General features: G+C 75.3%; 14 protein-coding genes. 4 read left to right on the top strand and 10 right to left on the bottom strand.

The annotated features are described in order from the left end of the window. Window positions 1-20: 20 nt before the first annotated feature. On the bottom strand, window positions 21-1,019 hold the full coding sequence (locus ACTJIY_RS03140) for an AAA family ATPase (protein ID WP_253052144.1): 999 nt from the start codon (window positions 1,017-1,019) through the stop codon (window positions 21-23). 250 nt (window positions 1,020-1,269) lie between these two features. On the opposite strand from ACTJIY_RS03140, the gene ACTJIY_RS03135 reads away from it, so the two are divergent. Further along, complete coding sequence (locus ACTJIY_RS03135; RefSeq protein WP_440673363.1) at window positions 1,270-1,785, top strand: PPOX class F420-dependent oxidoreductase; 516 nt, start codon at window positions 1,270-1,272, stop codon at window positions 1,783-1,785. Window positions 1,786-1,853: 68 nt separating this feature from the next. Next, on the top strand, window positions 1,854-4,007 hold the full coding sequence (locus ACTJIY_RS03130; RefSeq protein ID WP_253052148.1) for a cytochrome c oxidase assembly protein: 2,154 nt from the start codon (window positions 1,854-1,856) through the stop codon (window positions 4,005-4,007). 51 nt (window positions 4,008-4,058) lie between these two features. Here the strand turns inward: ACTJIY_RS03130 and ACTJIY_RS03125 are convergent, their stop codons facing one another. Continuing rightward, complete coding sequence (locus tag ACTJIY_RS03125) at window positions 4,059-5,060, bottom strand: type IV toxin-antitoxin system AbiEi family antitoxin domain-containing protein (protein ID WP_253052150.1); 1,002 nt, start codon at window positions 5,058-5,060, stop codon at window positions 4,059-4,061. A gap of 292 nt (window positions 5,061-5,352) precedes the next feature. Between ACTJIY_RS03125 and ACTJIY_RS03120 the strand changes: the two genes are divergently transcribed. Continuing rightward, window positions 5,353-7,626: a prolyl oligopeptidase family serine peptidase gene (locus tag ACTJIY_RS03120; protein WP_440673404.1), complete on the top strand. Its 2,274-nt coding sequence runs from the start codon at window positions 5,353-5,355 to the stop codon at window positions 7,624-7,626. Between the two features lie 96 nt (window positions 7,627-7,722). Here the strand turns inward: ACTJIY_RS03120 and ACTJIY_RS03115 are convergent, their stop codons facing one another. From ACTJIY_RS03115 to ACTJIY_RS03090, 6 genes are all read right to left on the bottom strand, one after another. Continuing rightward, window positions 7,723-9,030 carry an RNA polymerase sigma factor gene (locus tag ACTJIY_RS03115; RefSeq protein WP_440673364.1) on the bottom strand — a complete coding sequence of 436 codons (1,308 nt, stop codon included), beginning with the start codon at window positions 9,028-9,030 and terminating at the stop codon, window positions 7,723-7,725. Between the two features lie 7 nt (window positions 9,031-9,037). Continuing rightward, entirely contained in the window at window positions 9,038-9,439 is a 402-nt protein-coding gene (locus tag ACTJIY_RS03110; protein ID WP_253052154.1) for a YciI family protein, read from the bottom strand. Window positions 9,440-9,672: 233 nt separating this feature from the next. After that, window positions 9,673-10,227, bottom strand: coding sequence for an RNA polymerase sigma factor (locus ACTJIY_RS03105; protein ID WP_440673365.1), 555 nt, complete (start codon window positions 10,225-10,227; stop codon window positions 9,673-9,675). A gap of 137 nt (window positions 10,228-10,364) precedes the next feature. Beyond that, the gene (locus ACTJIY_RS03100; protein WP_253052158.1) at window positions 10,365-10,553 is read right to left on the bottom strand and encodes a hypothetical protein; all 189 of its coding nucleotides are present in this window, start codon (window positions 10,551-10,553) and stop codon (window positions 10,365-10,367) included. A gap of 102 nt (window positions 10,554-10,655) precedes the next feature. Then, complete coding sequence (locus ACTJIY_RS03095; RefSeq protein WP_047231861.1) at window positions 10,656-10,862, bottom strand: hypothetical protein; 207 nt, start codon at window positions 10,860-10,862, stop codon at window positions 10,656-10,658. 190 nt (window positions 10,863-11,052) lie between these two features. Continuing rightward, window positions 11,053-11,790 (bottom strand): alpha/beta fold hydrolase, encoded by a 738-nt coding sequence (locus ACTJIY_RS03090; RefSeq protein ID WP_440673366.1) that lies wholly within the window; start codon window positions 11,788-11,790, stop codon window positions 11,053-11,055. Between the two features lie 50 nt (window positions 11,791-11,840). Between ACTJIY_RS03090 and ACTJIY_RS03085 the strand changes: the two genes are divergently transcribed. Continuing rightward, window positions 11,841-12,596, top strand: a complete 756-nt coding sequence (locus tag ACTJIY_RS03085) for a helix-turn-helix transcriptional regulator (RefSeq protein WP_440673367.1) — start codon at window positions 11,841-11,843, stop codon at window positions 12,594-12,596. Between the two features lie 33 nt (window positions 12,597-12,629). On the opposite strand, the gene ACTJIY_RS03080 is transcribed toward ACTJIY_RS03085, so the two are convergent. Together ACTJIY_RS03080 and ACTJIY_RS03075 are read right to left on the bottom strand one after the other, a co-directional pair. Next, a complete protein-coding gene (locus ACTJIY_RS03080; RefSeq protein WP_353707231.1) occupies window positions 12,630-12,995 on the bottom strand; it encodes a VOC family protein in 366 nt (121 codons plus the stop codon). 59 nt (window positions 12,996-13,054) lie between these two features. Continuing rightward, the gene (locus ACTJIY_RS03075) at window positions 13,055-13,759 is read right to left on the bottom strand and encodes a TetR/AcrR family transcriptional regulator (RefSeq protein WP_440673368.1); all 705 of its coding nucleotides are present in this window, start codon (window positions 13,757-13,759) and stop codon (window positions 13,055-13,057) included. Between the last annotated feature and the right edge of the window lie 8 nt (window positions 13,760-13,767).

The raw sequence follows: 13,767 nt of genomic DNA, 5'->3' as shown, positions 1-13,767 counted from the left end.
CGAGACGGTGAGGGGGACGCTCAGGGCGTGGGGACGGCGTCGAACACCGCGTCCACGAGCTGCTCCGGCGGCACGTTGTTGGCGAGCGCGTCGAACGTGCGCACCAGGCGGTGCCGCAGCACCGAGTAGCGCACGGCCTTGATGTCGTCCGGGATGACGTACGCGCGGCCCGCCAGGATCGCGAGCGCCTGGCCCACGCGCATGAGCGCGATGCCGCCGCGCGGCGACGCGCCCACGCGCACGTGACGGTCGAGCCCGGGGATCGGGCGCGGGCCGGACAGCCGCGTCGTGTTGATGAGGTCGACGACGTACCGCTTGATCGAGTCGTCCACGTACACGTCGTCCACGAGGCCGCGCAGGAAGCGGACGTCGTCGAGCGAGATCGGCTGCGCGGTGAGGGGCTGCGTCATCTGCCCGGTCGCGATGCGCTGGAGGATCTCGAGCTCCTGCGGCGGCGTCGGGTAGGTGAGCACCTCCTTCATGAGGAAGCGGTCCATCTGGGCCTCGGGCAGCACGTAGGTGCCCTCCTCCTCGATGGGGTTCTGCGTCGCGAGGACCATGAACGGGTCGGGCAGCGAGAAGTTCTCGCCGCCGATGGACGTCTGCTTCTCCTGCATCGCCTCGAGCATCGCCGACTGCGTCTTGGCCGAGGAGCGGTTGATCTCGTCGAGCAGCACGACGTTGGCGTGCACCGGGCCGAGCTGGGTCGTGAACTCGCCGGTCGCGTAGTTGAAGATCTGCGTGCCGACGATGTCGTTCGGCATGAGGTCCGGCGTGCACTGGATGCGGTGGAACGAGCCGTCGACCGCGGCCGCGAGCGTCTGCGCCGCCGTCGTCTTGGCGAGCCCCGGCACCGACTCGAGCAGGATGTGGCCGCCCGCGAGGAGGGAGCTGACCAGCGCCGTGCGCAGGGCGTCCTGGCCCACGACGCGCTGGTCGAAGACCTGGCCGACGCGCTTGAGCAGGTGGCTCGCGCGGTCGAGGTCCTGCGTCGAGATGCTGCCGTGCCCTGCGGCCATCGATCGTCCTCCGGGTCGTGCGTGGTCGTGCGGGTGTGGTCCCGTGCGCGGCCGGAGGGGTGTGGACGGTGCGTCGCGAACCCCCGGCGAACCCGGCCCAGTATGCCAGCGCGGCCCGCGTCGGACCGGGCGTCGTCCACAGGTCCGGGTGGGGAGAGGTCCCCACCGGGGAGGGCTCGGACCTTCCCCACCGGGGGGCGTCCGCGCGCTCGTCGGGAATGTCGGGCGAGCGTCGCGGGGTTGGCCCGGCATGAGCCACGACGCCGTCGGGACGACCGACGCCACCGCCACCGCCCTGTCCACCCCCACCGGCACCGCCCTCGACCGCCTCGGCGAGCCCGCGCTCCTCGCGCTCGTCGCCGCCCGCCGCCAGGGCGTGCTCGCCACGGTCAAGAAGGACGGGCGCCCCCAGCTCTCCAACGTCCTCTACGCGTGGGACCCCGACGCGGGCGTCGCGCGCGTCTCCGTCACCGCCGACCGTGCCAAGACCCGCAACGCCGCGCGCGACCCGCGCGTCTCGCTCCAGGTGAGCGCCGAGGACTTCTGGAGCTACGCCGTCGTCGAGGGGGACGCGGAGCTGAGCGCCGTCGCGCTCGACCCGCACGACGCCGCCGCCGACGAGCTCGTCGAGACGTTCCGCGCCGCCTCCGGGAGCGAGCACCCCGACTGGGAGGAGTTCCGGCGCGCGATGGTCGCCGACCGCCGTCAGGTGCTGCGCCTGCGCGCGACGCGGGTCTACGGGATGGCGCGGCTGCCGCGACCGTGAGGCGGCCGTGAGAGCGGTCGTCCACAGGCGATGACCGGAGGGGTCTGCGCGCTCGATACCCTGGTCCGGTGACCACGACTGCCCTGCGCCGCGCGCCGTCGGACGCCCGACCCGCGAACCCGTGGTGGCTCGTCCTCGCCGGACCGTTCGCCGTCGTCGTCGCCGTCGTCGCGGTGCTCGCCGCCGGCGCGTTCTCGGCCGCGTTCACCGTCCCCGCCGGCTTCCCCGACCCGGGCGCGCTCGCGCGCCTCGGCACCCCGGTCGTCACGGTCCTCACCGAGCTCGCCGTCGCGCTGACGCTCGGCTCGCTCGTCCTCGCGGCGTGCGTGCTGCCCGCCGGGACGCCCGTGCGCAAGGCGCTCGGGGTCGCGGGCGCGTCGGCCGCGACGTGGGCGGTGCTGTCGGTCGCGCAGGTCGTGCTGCGCTACTCCTCGATCTCGAGCACGCCGATCACGGGCCCGACGTTCGGCGACCAGCTCGGCCTCTTCGTCTCGCAGGTCAGCCTGGGCCGCAACTACCTCGCGATCATCGTCGTCGCGGCGCTGACGTCCGCCGCGGCGCTCGCCGTGCGCGGTGCCACGGGAGCCATGTGGACGGCCGCGCTCGCGCTCGTCGCGATCGCGATGCAGGCCAACACGGGCCACGCGGCCGGCGCCGTGAGCCACGAGCTCGCGGTCTCGTCGATGTTCCTCCACCTGGCCGGAGCGGCGCTCTGGGTCGGTGGCCTGGGGACGCTCGCCGTCGTGCGCGTGCGCGGCGGGCTGGGACGTGCGGACTTCGCGGCGTCCGTCGCGCGGTACTCCGCGATCGCGCTGTGGTGCTACGTCGCCGTCGCCGTCTCGGGCATCGCGAACGCGAGCATCCGGGTCGACACGCTCGCGGGCCTCACCACCGACTACGGCATCCTCCTGCTCACCAAGCTCGCGCTGCTGCTGGTCCTCGGCGCCGTGGGCTTCGCGCACCGCGAGCTCGTCGTGCGGCGGCTCTCCGGCCCGACGGCGGTCGCGCGGCCGAGCGGCGACCGCGCGTCGTCGAAGGGCTCGTCGACGGCCGCTGCCAAGGGCTCGTCGAAGGGCTCGTCGGGCAAGGCAGCGAAGGGGGCGACGTCGTCCGGGGGTGCGAAGGGCGCCGCGGCGGAGGGCACGCGGTGGCTGTTCTGGCGCCTCGTCGCGGTCGAGCTCGCGATCATGGGCGCGGTGTCCGGCGTCGCCGTCGCGCTCGGGTCGACCGCGCCGCCGGTGCCGCAGGAGGAGCCGCTCGACACCTCCGCCGCGTACCAGGTGACCGGGCACGCGCTGCCGCCGGAGCCGACGCTCGCGCGCTGGTTCACCGAGTGGCGCTGGGACCTGCTGCCCGCGTTCGCGTGCGTCGCGGCGCTCGTCGTCTACCTGCGGTGGGTGCGCCGCCTCGCGAAGCGCGGCGACTCCTGGTCGGTGGGCCGCACGGTCTCGTGGTGCGTCGGCATCCTCGTCCTCTTCTGGGTGACGTCGGGCGGGCCGGCCATGTACGGGCACGTGCTGTTCAGCGCGCACATGGTCCAGCACATGATCCTCGCGATGGTCGTGCCGATCTTCCTCGTGCTCGCGGCGCCCGTGACGCTGCTCCTGCGGGCGGTGCCGCCGCGCAAGGACGGGTCGCGCGGCCCGCGCGAGTGGGTGCTCGCCATCGTGACGTCGCGCGTGGGCCAGTTCTTCGCGAACCCGATCGTCGCCGCCGTGAACTTCGCCGGCTCGATGATCGTCTTCTACTACACGCCCGCGTTCGAGTACGCCCTGACGACGTACGCCGGGCACCTCGCGATGCTCGCGCACTTCACGCTCGCGGGGTACCTGTTCGCCAACGCGCTCGTCGGGATCGACCCCGGTCCGCACCGCCCGCCCTACCCGCAGCGCCTGCTCCTGCTCTTCGCGACCATGGCGTTCCACGCGTTCTTCGGCGTCGCGCTGACGTCGGGCGAGGTGCTGCTCGTGCCCGAGTGGTTCGGTCTGCTCGGCCGCGAGTGGGGCCCGAGCGCGATCGCCGACCAGCAGCGCGGCGGCGGCGTGGCCTGGGGCATCGGCGAGCTCCCGACGCTCATCCTCGCCATCGTGGTCGCGGTCATGTGGACGCGCTCCGACGAGCGCGAGGCCAAGCGTCGGGACCGCCAGGCCGACCGCGACGGCGACGCCGAGCTCCAGGAGTACAACGCGATGCTCGCGGAGATGTCGAAGCGCGACGACTGACCCCCACCCCCCACTCCGCCGAACACGACGTTGCTGGCGTTCTCGGGCCGATCACGACAGCAACCTCGCGTTCGACGGCGCGGAGCCTCGTGCTCGATCGAGGTGGCGACGCAGCGAGGTCGTCATGCGACCCGGTCGGCTCGTCCCGGGCTGCGTCAGGTCCCGACCCGTGAAGCGGAGGACCTCCACCCCGCCGTGCGTCACGAGCGCGTTCTGACGCGAGCGGTCGCGGAGGAGCGCGTCGGGCGAGCCGTGGACGTCCGTGCCGTCCATCTCGCCGATCAGCCACCGCCCTCGGGGCAGCCGCCACCCGAGATCTCCACGCCCGACGAACGCGCCGTCGTCGACCACCTCGACCTGGAGGTCGTCGGGTGCCAGCCCGACGTCCGCGCACTCGAGGCGAGCGAACGTCTCGAGCGGTGACTCGGACCGTGCGTCCGCCTCGGCCCACCAGGCGTGCGTCCGCGCGACACCCCGCCGCCCACGGGCCAGGTCGTGGGCGCGAGCCAGGCCTTCGGCGTCGAGGAGCCCGAGATGGCCGACGCTGTCCATCGCCGCGACGGCGCGCCGCCGACCCATCTCGGGGACTGCCTGGGCCAGCGCCCAGTCAGGGCTCGCGACGTAGCGGCCGTCGACCTGGACGACGGTCATCCCGTCGTCGAATTGGCGCAGCCGGATCCCGTCGCGCGGCAGCGCTCCCCGTGCCCCGGGGAGCGTCGCCTGCGGCACGACGCCCGTGCTGATCCCCTGGACACCGAGCAGGACGAGCGCGCACGGTCCGACGGCGATCGCCTCGGGTCCGTACGCGAGGAGCGCGAGCCAGGCGGCGCGGCGCCGACGGTGGTCGTGCACCCGGGGGTCCGACGGCGCGAACAGCCCCGGCGTCGCCTCGAACACCCCTCGCGTGGGTCGGCGCCAGCGGCCCTGGTCGACGAGTCGCGAGCGGCGGTTCGCGTTCACACCGTGCGCGTCGCACTGCGAGGCGGAGACGAGCCCGGCCTGACGCTCGGCGAGGACGAGGAGCTCGGTCGGGACCGTGGTCAGTGTGCGCACCTCCGGATCTGACCAGAGACGCGCCCGGCCGCGCACCGGCGGGATGCGCAGGCTGTGGACAGCGATCACGGAACGGGCCCTGTGGACGGCCCCGTTCCGCGTACCCCGGGACGACAGCCCGAGCTCTCGGCGCGCGCGGGCGCCCCGACCACGACCTTGCGCGGTGTCGAGGACGAGGTTGCTGTCGTTCTGGGCCCCAGAACGACAGCAACCTCGTGTTCGGCAAGGTCGGGGTGGGGGCGAGGGAGGGTCGCTGCCGTGATAGGACGTACGGGTGAGTAACGACGCCGCCATGCCCGGTACCTCCGACTCGTCCGCGAATCCGTTCCACGACCTCGACCAGTACCTCGCGATCCCGCGGGTCGGGGGGCTGGCGCTGTCGCCCGACGGGGCGCGCCTGGTCACGACCGTCCAGACCCTCGACCCGCAGCGCACGGGGTACCGGACAGCGCTGTGGGAGGTGGACCCCGCGGGCCACGCCCCGGCGCGTCGGCTCACGCGCAGCACCCAGGGCGAGTCGAGCGCGACGTTCACGGGGGCGGGCGACGTCCTGTTCACGTCCGCCCGCCCCGACCCGGACGGCGGTTCCGACGACGACCCGAAGGCCGCGCTGTGGCTGCTCCCGGCGACGGGCGGCGAGGCGCGCGTCGTCGCGACGGCGCCCGCGGGCGTGAGCGGCCCGCTCGCCGCGGCGGACGCACCGGTGGTCTCGGTCGCGGCGAAGGTGCTGCCGAGCGCGCGCGACCTCGCGCACGACGCCGAGCTCCGCGCCGCGCGCAAGGACGCCAAGGTCGCGGCGATCCTCCACAGCGCGTACCCCGTGCGCCAGTGGGACCACGACCGCGGCCCGGACGAGGCGCACCGGTTCGTCGGCGACCTCACGACCCTCGTCGACGAGCCCGCCCACCCGCTCCCGGCACCGGCCGACGACGCCGGGTCCGACGGCACCGACGCGCCCCACGACCCCCGGCTCCTCGACCTGCGCGACGTGGCCCGCGGCGTCGGGCAGGCGTCCGCGCCGGGCCGCGCGCTGCACGACCACTCCGCGGACCTCTCCGCCGACGGCACGACCCTCGTCACGACGTGGCAGGTCGCCGGCCCGGGGCCGCAGGTGCGCAACACGCTCGTCGCGATCGACACCGCGACGGGCGCGCGCCGCACGCTCGTCGACGAGCCGAGCGCGGAGGCGCACTGGCCGCGCATCTCGCCGGACGGCGCGTGGGTCGCGTTCGTGCGCGAGACGATCTCGACGCCGCACCAGGCGCCGGAGGAGAGCCTCGCCGTCGTGCCGCTGCACGCGCCCGACGGGCCTGCCGGCGCGGGCGTCGACCACGACGACTCCGCGACGACGCGCGCCGAGAACCACGCGACCCCGCGCACGCTCGTGCCGCACTGGGACCGCTGGCCGACATCGCTGCGCTGGCTCCCCGACGGCTCGGGCCTGCTCGTCACGGCCGACGACGACGGCCGCGGGCCGGTCTTCCTCGTCGCCTTCTCCCCGGACGGCGCGGCGGAGAACGGCACCGCCGAGCGCGTGACGAGCGACGACGCCGTCTTCACGGACGTGCAGGTCGCGCCCGACGGGCGCACGGCGTACGCGCTGCGGACGAGCTACCTCGAGCCGTCGCACCCGGTGCGCATCGACGTCGGGGCGTTCCTCGACTCCGGTGCGGCGGGCGGCCGCACCCCGGTGCCCGCGACGCCGTTGCGCGGGCCGGTCGCGACGCCCGACCTCCCGGGCACGCTCGTCGACGTCGAGACCGCCGCGGCCGACGACGTGCGCGTGCGCGGCTGGCTCGCGCTGCCGCACGGTGCGTCCGCGGAGAACCCGGCCCCGCTGCTGCTGTGGATCCACGGCGGCCCGCTCGGTTCGTGGAACGCGTGGAGCTGGCGCTGGAACCCGTGGCTGATGGTCGCGCGCGGGTACGCGGTGCTGCTGCCGGACCCGGCGCTCTCGACCGGGTACGGGCAGGACTTCGTGCAGCGCGGGTGGGGCGCGTGGGGCAAGGCCCCGTACACGGACCTGCTCGCGATCACGGACGCCGTGGAGGCGCGCCCGGAGGTCGACGCGTCGCGGACGGCCGCGATGGGTGGCTCGTTCGGCGGGTACATGGCGAACTGGGTCGCGGGCCACACGGACCGCTTCCGCGCGATCGTCACGCACGCGAGCCTGTGGGCGCTCGACCAGTTCGGCCCCACGACCGACCACGCGTACTACTGGGCGCGCGAGATGACGCCGGAGATGGCGCTGGAGAACAGCCCGCACCGGTTCGTCCAGGACATCGTCACGCCGATGCTCGTCATCCACGGCGACAAGGACTACCGGGTGCCGATCGGCGAGGGCCTGCGGCTCTGGTACGAGCTGCTCGACTCGTCCGGCCTGCCCGCCGGGCCCGACGGCGAGACCGTGCACCGGTTCCTGTTCTACCCGGACGAGAACCACTGGATCCTCCAGCCGCAGCACGCGAAGGTCTGGTACCAGGTCGTGCTCGCGTTCCTCGCGGAGCACGTGCTCGGCGCCACCCCGGGCGAGGACGACGCGGCGCTGCCGACGACGCTCGGCTGAGCACGAGGTAGCCCGCACGCGACCACGAGGCTGCTGTCGTGATCGGCTCGATGACGACAGCGACCTCGTGCTCGACGCCGGTGATCCGCGGGGCGGTCACGGGAGGGTGCGGAGGCGGGCCGCGCGGAGCGTGAGGTAGTCGCGCTCCGCGGGGCTCGGCGTCGCCGCCGCGGCGGCGACGTACTGCCCGACGGCGGCCCGCGTCTCGCCCGCCCGCTCCAGCAGGTGCGCGCGCACCGCCGGCAGGCGGTGGCTCGTCGCGAGCGCGCCGTCGAGGCCGTCGAGGAGGGCGAGGCCCGCGCGCGGGCCGTCGACCATCGCGACCGCGACCGCGCGGTTGAGCGTGACGTGCGGGCTCGGGTCGAGGCGCTCCAGCACCGAGTACAGCGCCAGGACCCGTTCCCAGTCGGTCGCGTCCGTGCTCGGTGCCTGCGCGTGCAGCGCCGCGACCGCGGCCTGCACCTGGTACGACCCGACGAGACCGTGGCAGAGCGTCGCGGTGACGATCCGGACGCCCTCGACGATCTCCGCGTGGTCCCAGCGCGTGCGGTCCTGGTCGGCGAGCGGCACGAGCTCCCCGCGCGGACCGGTCCGGGCGTCGCGACGGGCGTCCGTGAGGAGCATGAGCGCGAGCAGCCCGCCGACCTCCGGGTCGTCCGGCAGCAGCGCGTGCACCGTCCGGGCCAGCCGGATCGCCTCGCCCGACAGGTCCGCGCGCCGCAGCAGCGGCCCCGAGGTCGCCGTGTGCCCCTCGGTGAACACGACGTAGAGGACGCGCAGCACGGCGGCGAGCCGCGCGTCCCACTCGCCCGGGCCCGGCGTCGCGAACGGGCGGTCGAGCGCGGCGAGGCGCCGCCTCGCGCGCGTGAGGCGCTGCGTCATGGTCGCCTCGGGGACGCCGAACGCGCGGGCGATCTCCGCCGTCGTGAGCCCGCCCACGGTCCGCAGCGTCAGCGCGACGGCGCTCGCGGGCGGCAGGTCGGGGTGGCAGCAGAGGAAGAAGAGGGTGAGCGAGTCGTCGACGTCGATCGCCCGCCCCGCCGCGCCCGGCCCGCCGCCGGGCGCGGCGGACCCGGTGGCGGACGAGGCCTCGCCCCCGAGACCTGCGGGGGCGAGGCCCGCCGAGTCCGGGTCGCGCCGCGCGGTCGTCTCCTCCCGGCGGCGCCGCGCGACGTCGGCCCGGACGGTGTCCACGAGCCGCCGCTCCGCGACGCGCACGAGCCAGGCCCGCGGGTCGTCGGGGAGCCCGTCCGCCGGCCAGCGGGTCGCGGCCGCGAGCAACGCCTCCTGGAGCGCGTCCTCGGCGTCGGCGAGGTCGCCGCAGCGCCGCACCAGGAGGCCGAGGACGCGCGGGCGGAGGTCCCGCAGCAGGTCCTCCACCGGCTCGGGGGCCGTGGCGGTCACGTGGCGGTCACTGCTCGGACGCGGGCGCGCTCATGACCTGGCGGACCTCGATGTACTCGCCGATCGGGGCGCCTCCCGGGCCGGGCGCGGCCGACGCCTGCGCTGCGATCTCGACCGCGCGGTCCTGGCTGTCGACGTCGACGATCCAGTAGCCCGCGAGGAACTCCTTCGACTCGGGGAACGGGCCGTCGGTGACGACCGGGGCCGTGCGGCCGTCGGACGTGACGACGAGCGCCTGGTCCGGACCGGCCAGCCCCTGGGCGTCGACGAGCTCACCCGACGCGGCGAGCTGCTCGCCGAGCGCGCGCTGGAACGCGATGTGCGCCTCGACGTCCTCCGGCGCCCACTCGTGGATCGGGAGGTCGCAGTGCGCCGCCTGCGTGTACGTCTTCACCAGCATGTACCTCATGGTCCGTTCCTTCCGTCGGTCGGCGCCCCGTCGGCGCCGTCACGAGGAGGTCGGAGCCGACGGCCCGCTCCCGACACGTCTCGGTCGTGGGTCTGTGTGAACTGGATCACACCACAGTCGCCCTGGTCGTGACGAGCGTCGGCGAGCCTGCCGAGTGCGACGTACCGCGCGGTCGAGCACGACGTCGCTGTCGCGAGGGGCCGTATTCCGACAGCAACGTCGTGCTCGGCGGGTCACGCGTGGGCGCGGAGCTGGGCCAGGCCGCGGCGCGCGTGGCTCTTGACCGTGCCGAGCGGGAGGCCGGTCTCGGCCGCGACCTGGGCGTGCGTGCAGCCCTGCGCGTACACGAGGCGCACCACGCGCCGCCGCTCCGGGGACAAGCGGCGCAGCGAGCCCTCCAGGTCGACGCGAGCGACGACGTCGTCGGCCGGGTCGCGGACGACCGTCACGGGCCGGCCGCGCGAGGCCGCCTCGCGGCGTCGTACCTCGCGTGCGCGATCCGTCAGGAGGTCTGCGGCGACGTGGCGCGCGATACCGAGCAGCCAGACAGGAAGGTCGCCCCGCGCCGGGTCGAACCGGTCGCGCGAGCGCCACGCGGCGAGGAAGACGAGCTGGGTGGCGTCGTCGGTGTCGGCCGGGTCGCCCAGGCGCCGGGCGACGGCCGCGCGGACGAGCGGGGCCCAGCGCGCGTACGCGGCGCGGAGGTCGAACGGGCGGTCGCCGTCGAGGGCGCCGGGCGCGCGCTCGCCCCACCTCGCGCCCTGCTCGGCGCGGGGGACACGTGCCACGGTCCCGACCATCGCGTCACCGGTCCTCGTCGTCCTCCTCCCAGTGTCCGACGCCGCGGCGCGGGACGCGAGGTCGCGCGGCGCGGCGAGGCCGGGAACGGCGGCGGCGGTGGCGGGCGGCCGCGGTCAGGCGGGCGTCAGCGGTGCACCGGGCGGCGCTGGTGGACGTGCCGGTCGTGCACGGCCTTGCCGAGCTCGTAGATCGAGCCGACGAGGATCGCGGTGATGACGAGCGCACCGAAGATCAGGAACCACTGCGACATGCCGTTCCCGATCCCCGTGACGCCGATCGTCCCGCCGGATCCGGCAGCGAGCGACGCGAACATGGCGACCTCCTCCCGAGGGGGCGGACGTGCCCTCTCGTCCGGGGTTCGCCCGCGGACCCTCGGACGGATGCGCTCGCGCGGTCCGGACCCGGCGGTCGCGCGTCAGGCGACGGTGGACGGGAGCGGGGCGAAGGCCGCGCGCCAGCGGCGCACGAGGCGGCGGTCGGCCGCACCCCGGGCCGCGGCCCACGCGCAGTGCTGGGTCGTCTCGCGGTGCTCCAGCAGGGCGTCGCGGTCGTGCTCGAGGGCCCAGAGCAGGGCCGTGCGCACCTCGGTGCGCGAGGGGGCGGAGGGCAGGGTGTCGTGCATGGTCCGTCTCGTCGTCGGTCGGTCTTCGGGCGGCCGGATGACCGCTTTCACCCGACAAGACGGCACAAGTCGCCGTCCGTGACGCGAGTTCGGTGACTTTTTTCCGGAGAACGTGTGATGCCGGTCGCACGGGTGGGTCCCTCCCGTGCGACCGGCTCACGACCAGCCGCTGCGCTGGGTGGGGCGTCGGTCAGGAGACCGCGGCGACCAGCGCGGCCGCGAGGTCGCGCGGGCGCGAGAACATGGGCCAGTGCCCGGTCGGCAGGTCGACGTAGGTGAGGTCCGTGAGCTCGCCCAGCTCGGTGTGCAGGGGCGGGCCGGGGTGGGCGAGCTCGGCGAGCACGGCCGAGGGGATCGAGGAGCAGATCGCGGTCGTCGGGACGTGCAGGCGCTCCGGGTTCGTCACGTGCACCGGGCCGCGCGCGACCGGGCCGGGCGTCGGCACCGCGCGCTCGCGGAACCGCGCGAGCGCGGCGTCGTCCAGGCCGTCGAGGCTCGACCCGTCCTCGGCCAGCACCTCCCAGCCCGGCAACGGGACCTCGGCCGCGTCCGCCGGGAGGTCGGGCGAGAGGGCCGCACCGTCGACCAGGGGACCGGTGTCGACGTACACGATCCGCTCGATCCGGGCCGGGTCGCGGTCGGCGACCTGCTGCACGACGGGCCCGCCGCCGCTGTGGCCGACGAGCACGACCCGGCCGTCGAGCCCGGCGACGAGCCGCGCGACGGCGTCCACGTGGTCGTCGCGCGTGACGCGGGCCCGGTCCGGTGCGGTCGCACCGGGCTCCAGCCCGGGGAGGGTCACGGCGTGCGGCACGAGGCCCGCGGCTTCGAGGTGGGGGACGACGTCGTCCCACGCCCACGCGCCCAGCCAGAAGCCGGGGACGAGGACGACGTGGACGGGCGGTTCGGGCGTGTCGTGGTGGCTCATGCACCCACCTTCGCAGCGCATCGGTGACACCTGTCTGTCACCATCGTCCGGTGAACAGGACGGAACGTCTCTACGCGATCGCGGAGGAGCTCCGGCGGGCAGGGCGGACCGGGACGACGGGTCCGCGCCTCGCGGCCGCGCTCGAGGTGAGCGAGCGGACGATCAAGCGCGACGTGGCCGCGCTGCAGCAGGCCGGTCTGACGATCTGGGCCCAGGCCGGTCCCGGTGGTGGCTACGTGCTCGACCCGAGCGCGTCGCTGCCGCCGGTCAACTTCACGCCCGGCCAGGCGGTCGCGGTCGCGGTCGCGCTCGCGACGCTCCCGCCCGGCAGCCCGTTCGCGGTCGACGCGCTCGCGGCGCGCGGGAAGGTCTGGGACGCGCTCGCGGCCGGCGACCGCGAGCGGGCCGAGGCGCTGGCCGCGCGGGTTTGGGTCCGCCACGACGTCCCGGACGCGTCGCCGGACGCCCCCGCCGCAGCGGGTGGGGACGTCGTCGGGCGTGCCCGCTCGCACCTCGGGGTGCTGCGCGCGGTCGAGCAGGCGCTGGCCGGGTCGCGCGTGCTCGCGATCCGCTACCGGGACGGCCGCGGCGCGACCTCGGCGCGCCGGGTCGAGCCCGTGCTGCTCGCGCACACCGACGGTCGCTGGTACCTCGTCGCGTGGTGCCGGTCGCGCGAGGCGATCCGCTGGTTCCGGCTGTCGCGCGTCGAGCGCGCGGACCTCACCGCCCAGACGTACGCGCCCCGCCCGGTCGAGGACGTCGGCGAGCCGCCCGCCGGCGCGGCGGCGGTCTACGACCCTGCCTGACCCCGACCGCGGACGCCGCTCGGCGGTCGGCCGTCAGTCCCCGCGCAGGACGCAGAACTCGTTGCCCTCCACGTCGGCCAGGACGACGAACGTCTCCTGCTCGCCCTGGCCGACGTCGACGCGGCGCGCGCCGAGCCCTTCCAGCCGTGCGACGTCGGCCGCCTGGGTGGACGACGAGAAGTCGAGGTGCACGCGGTTCTTCACCGCCTTGCCCTCGGGGACCCGCTGGAAGACGAGGCTCGGCGGCCCGAGGACCGTCTCGCCGTCGCGCGGGTAGAGCACGGCCTCGCCGTGCGGTCCGGTCTCGCGCCCCGTCCAGCCGAGCGCGGCCTGCCAGAAGTCCGCCACGACGGCGGGGTCGGCGCAGTCGACCACGGCGCCGCTGAAGGTGAGTGTCATGCCGCCAGTGTGACGTGCGCCACCCACAGGGCCGTCGCGTCGACCCGACGGGTGCGGCGTCAGGCCGCGTCGGGGTCCGGCTCGACGAGCCGGCCGACGAGCGCGGGCAGCCAGTCCGCGGCCTGCGCGCGCCGTACGGCGTCCTCGCCGTCGGGGCTGAGGAACGCGTCCCTCGCCGCGGAGGTGTAGGCGCTGATGAGGACGCGGGTGGCGGCCGGGGCGTCGATCGCGAAGCGCATCCCGACGCTCGTGAGCACGCGCGTGAGGATGTCCGCGAGCTCCGTGCGGAACGACTCCTCCTGGTCCGCGAACCGGGCGGCGACCTGCGGGTCGCGCAGCGCGAGCAGCTCGAGCTCCGCGCTCATGAGGCACCACCGGCGCTCGTCGCGCGGGTCGGCCATGACGGCCGCGACGATCGTGGCGATCGCCTCGGGGGCGATGACGCCGTCGCGCACCGGGTCGTCCGGCAGGTGCTCGACGGCGGCCTCCAGGCTCCGCATCCGCATCCGGATCTCGCGCTCGGTGAGGGCGAGGAACAGCGACTCCTTGGTGTCGAAGTTCGAGTAGAACGCGCCGCGCGTGAAGCCCGCCGCCTCGCACACGGCCTCGATCGACGTGCCGTTGATGCCGTGCTCGGCGAACAGCCCGTAGGCGGCGTCGAGCAGGCGCTCACGGGTGCGCTCGCGGCGGGGGGAGAGGGGGGTCTCGCTCTCCGCGCCGCGTTCGACTCGGGTCGGGTCGAGGTCGGTGGTCACGCCGGACATGCTCCCAC

This window comes from Cellulosimicrobium sp. 22598 (assembly GCF_052044445.1).
Classification (GTDB): domain Bacteria; phylum Actinomycetota; class Actinomycetes; order Actinomycetales; family Cellulomonadaceae; genus Cellulosimicrobium; species Cellulosimicrobium cellulans_G.
Note: the sequence above shows the minus strand (reverse complement) of the source record. Positions and strands in the feature narration are given on the sequence as shown.